The sequence below is a fragment of the Clostridium sp. CCUG 7971 genome (assembly GCF_017590215.1).
Classification (GTDB): domain Bacteria; phylum Bacillota; class Clostridia; order Peptostreptococcales; family Peptostreptococcaceae; genus Faecalimicrobium.
Genome location: NZ_JAFFPK010000220.1, coordinates 1 through 3459, shown reverse-complemented (window position 1 = coordinate 3459; position 3459 = coordinate 1). Strand labels below are relative to the sequence as shown.

Sequence of the window (3459 nt, the reverse complement as noted above, 5' to 3'; positions counted from 1 at the left end):
TTTTTTATATTTTCTATTGATGCTTTATCGCAATCCTCTGGTCTTTTTCTATTATATCCAAAGTATGAGTCTAGTAGTGAATACATAAAACCATTATGTTTATATGATTCTTTTAAGTCCCATCTTAGTGGACTTATTATTTTTCTTTCAGTAAGATCGTTTAGTTTTACAGAGTATACACCTATTAATAATATAGCTATCATTATGTTTGTATAACTGATTGATCTTTTAGAGTTTTTCTCTTTTTTAAATACATATATTATAATTCCTATAGTGATTAATAAAAATAATGCTGCTAGTATTACCATTTTTATATTTATATATTTGTTGGCAATACTTAATCCATCTTTTATTGAAAATATATCAGAGTATGTTATTGGCATTCCTCTTATTTCTAGCATTACTTTATTAATTATTGATAATAAGATTACTATCATACTTATTACTAAATAAGCTGTTTTCTTTCTCTTTAATACAAATATTATTGATGTTAATATTAATATAATTAGATAATTTATAAAAAATGCGTTGGTTCTATCTTTAAAGAATGTAATTACATCTCCTATACTTTCTCTTTGAAGGTATTCTAATATAAAAAATAATATAGTTCCTCCAACTAACCAACTAATTAACTCTACTATTGATGATTTATTAATTTTAAATTTGCTAATTAACTTGTTGTCCATTTTCTTCACCTAATTTCTATTTTTTATCCCAGTTGAATATATCTGTTGACATTATATAGTTATTGCTTGCCCCTATTAATAAAATTACATCTGGATTTATATTTTCTATCTCTTTTATTAAATTTTCTTTATATCCTCTTAAATCAAAGCTATAAGTTGTTTTAAAGTGTGATGCTAATAAAGGTATTATAGGATTATCCATTGAATCACCTATAACTACTACTCTTAATTCGTTATTACTTTGATTGTTTTCTATTTTAACTAATGGGTTATCTCCGCCTAAGTATACTCCATAGTCATTATCTAGTTTATCCTTTGAAATCTGCTCTTCATAAAATAATTTTACTTCTCCATTTTGGTTATAAACCTTATAATCTTTAAAGTTTTTATCTTTATATACTTGGATATCATCCATTTTATCAACTACATTAAGTACTTGTCTTCCATATGAACCTATAAATACATTTTTATAAGTTTTTATTTCAAACTCTGATTTTTCTTTTGGTTTTTGTACTTGTGGTATATCTTTATTTATACTTTCTATTATGAATTTATAGCTAATATATGCTCCGTTCATATTTAAATGATGATCTGTTTTATAGTAGTTATTTTTGTCTTTTCTTATTTCTTCTGTTAAGTCTAATACTTTTATTTTTTCTTTGTCTATTTTATTAAGTATATCTCCTATAAATATGCTTTGTCCTGATTTAAAATCTTTTATTGGCATTTTTTCTTCATATGCATAGTTTTTATTTGGTATGTTTACTACATAAGTTTTAGCATTTTTAAACTTATCTGCAAATTTATTAAAATGTTGTGCTCTTTTTGTTCTATACTCTTCATCATATATTCCGTAGTTGTCTGATTTTATTAGTTCATTATCTTCACCTAGATAAATTCCATTTATATATTTCTTCCCTAAATTCATTTGTATATCTGTATAGGTATTTACAAACTTGCTTCTTCCATATATATGGTCACTAAAATAGTTGTCCCATTTTTTAAAAGCGTCTCCATTTAATAATTCTTTTTTATAACTTCCTTCTTCAAATGTTTCACCTTTAGGAAGTGGCTGTAGTGTTCTCCCCTCTTGCTGAGATATTAATTTATCTGGTGTTAGGATTGACATTCCCCCTACGAACAATGTAAATCCAATTACAAGTATTGATGTTGTGTATTTGTATTTCATTGTTTCCTCCTAGAAGTTAAAGTATATAAATGGATTAAATGTAGAATTTACTAAGTATATTGTAGTTATTACAAATAAGCTAAATAATACTAGTAGCTTTAATACATTTACTATTTTTGAAATTTTTCTACCTTTGATTTTTTTCTTTATTACTTTTATTATTGGTGTTGAAAGTATTATGGCCATTACTAATTCAACAGCGTATTGGCTAATATAAAAAGTTGTATAACCGTTTATAAATGGATAATCTCCTATACCAATCATTACTTTCATATATTCTATTGCTGATTTTAAATCTGGATTAGAGAATAACACCCAACCAAATACTACTATTATTAATAAATATATATGTTGTATAAAATTAGGCAGTTTTTTAAGTAGTTTTTGTAAGAATAACCTTTCAGCCATTATAAACAGACCAAAGTATAATCCCCATACGACAAAATTCCAGCTTGCTCCATGCCATATTCCTGTTACTAACCATACTATACTTAGGTTTCTATATACTTTTATATTGCTTACTCTATTGCCACCAAGTGGTATATAGATATAATCTCTAAACCATGATCCTAAAGATATATGCCACCTTCTCCAAAATTCACTTACGCTTTTAGATATATATGGGTAGTTAAAGTTTTCTAGGAATTCAAATCCTAGCATTTTTCCAAGACCTATTGCCATATCTGAATATCCACTAAAGTCAAAATATATTTGAAGTGTATAAGCTATTGCTCCTAACCATGCTACTGATACACTCATTTGATAATCTGATAATGAGTATATTAAAGTTGATAATTCTCCTACTGAGTTTGATATTATTACCTTTTTAAATAATCCTCTTATAAGCCTTTCCATACCTAAGTTAAATTTATCCATATTATGTTCTCTATAGATTATTTGATCATCAACACTTTGATATCTTACTATTGGTCCTGCTACTAATTGTGGAAACATTGATATATATAGTGCTAGATTAAATATATTTTTTTGTACTTTTCCATCTTTTCTATATAAATCTATTACATAACTCATAGCTTGGAAAGTGTAAAATGATATACCTATTGGAAGTGGTATTATAGGTATATTTATAGCAGTATTAAATATAATGTTTATATTGTCTGTTATAAAATTTGTATACTTAAATACTCCTAAGAATAAAATATTAAATATTATTGCTACTATTAATGTGTTTTTCTTTTTATTCTCATTATTCTTGTATTTATCTATTTTAAGTCCAAATATATAATTTGCTATTATTGATATTATCAATAATGGCAAGTATAATAGACCTCCCCATGAGTAAAATACTATACTAAAAAATAATAATATATAGTTTTTCATTTTACTTGGAGATAAGTAATATAGGGTAAATACTGTTGGTAAAAAGAAAAATAAAAATGTCACTGAACTAAATAACATATTTGCCCCCTATTTTTTATTTCATATTCAAATATTTATTATATCACAACCTTTTTATTTTCCACAAAAAAGCTACCTAATTTAGATAGCCTTTTTTTGTAAATATATAATATAACTATATTTTATTTATCAAATAAAAATATAGTTATATTATATGCAAAGATA

The 3459-nt window shown here is 24.8% G+C and carries 3 protein-coding genes; all 3 read right to left on the bottom strand.

The genetic code is table 11. The annotated features are described in order from the left end of the window. The coding region (locus JWF52_RS18885) for a hypothetical protein (protein ID WP_208335014.1) at positions 1-686 on the bottom strand (686 nt) is incomplete at its 3' end. A gap of 16 nt (positions 687-702) precedes the next feature. Next, on the bottom strand, positions 703-1875 hold the full coding sequence (locus JWF52_RS18880; protein WP_208335013.1) for a DHHW family protein: 1173 nt from the start codon (positions 1873-1875) through the stop codon (positions 703-705). Positions 1876-1884: 9 nt separating this feature from the next. Then, on the bottom strand, positions 1885-3153 hold the full coding sequence (locus JWF52_RS18875; RefSeq protein WP_353654986.1) for an MBOAT family O-acyltransferase: 1269 nt from the start codon (positions 3151-3153) through the stop codon (positions 1885-1887). Positions 3154-3459 lie beyond the last annotated feature (306 nt).